Genomic DNA, 889 nt, shown 5'->3' with positions numbered 1-889 from the left:
GGCTGGGCTTACTTTGGAGTATCAGAATTGGGCATTTACGATGGCGTTTTCCGATTCAAATATAATTGCCAATAGTAGAGATAATGAGGCTCTTGAGAATCTAACGAGATTCGGAACCTTCACTATTGCATGGCGTATTTAAATCTCGATCAGATTTAAGGGCGTTTTAATCGCCTACATATTTCCATGTTGCGTCACCTTCATTGCAAAACCGATATTTTCCGCTCAGCATTGCGCTTTTATCATCCAAGATAGAAAGTGATAATACGCGACACCTTGTATTTTGATCAGAGGGTGAGTCGAAAGGAACTGCGACAAGATCAAGCGATGCGTCAGAATAATGAAAGTTCGCTGGCTCCCCGTCTGCTTTGTTATCTAGCGTATCGAATATGTCGTTAGCAATCGCACTGCGTTGTGATGTTGATAGCTCAGCTAATGGAGCTTTAGAAAGTTGCCAGCGATTTCCATTCTGACATAAGGTCCAAAGCATTGTTTGGAAGCGACTATGTTTTGCAGATTTTACGGCAAATTTGACGCGACGACAGGATGTGTCACCTTGTTTGTAGTCCGCAATAATCTTGAATAGAGCTCTAGAACCTTTTTTGCTTTTCCATTCTGCTTTTTCTAATTGTTTGTAGTTGTTAAGGCCGTTCACAACGAATGCTTTCAAAGAGTCTTGCTCTTCGTCATTGAGAGAGCCAATCTCAGTGCTGGATAGAAAATTAATGTTTGACGCTGCGCCCGTCATTGAGAACAGTAAAGAGATAATAAAGATATAAGTACGCATAGGTATGGCTTCCATTTCATCAAACATTGGCTTTGAGGTTTGTAGTAAGCAGTATAGCTTGAAGAATAATCACGGGCAGTAGTTATGCGTGATATTTTTGAG

1 protein-coding gene is annotated in these 889 nt (G+C 40.8%); it reads right to left on the bottom strand.

What is annotated here, in order from left to right; genetic code table 11:
- Positions 1-166: 166 nt before the first annotated feature.
- A complete protein-coding gene (locus A3738_RS27335; protein WP_156493610.1) occupies positions 167-787 on the bottom strand; it encodes a hypothetical protein in 621 nt (206 codons plus the stop codon).
- Positions 788-889: the final 102 nt, after the last annotated feature.

Source organism: Oleiphilus sp. HI0066, from assembly GCF_001635725.1.
The sequence above is the reverse complement of the archived record's forward strand: the minus strand, read 5'-3'. Positions and strand labels throughout refer to the sequence as shown.

What these genes read in the sequence shown, in the direction of transcription:
- A3738_RS27335 (WP_156493610.1), bottom strand. Translation starts at nt 787, where the DNA reads ATGCGTACTTATATCTTTATTATCTCTTTACTGTTCTCAATGACGGGC.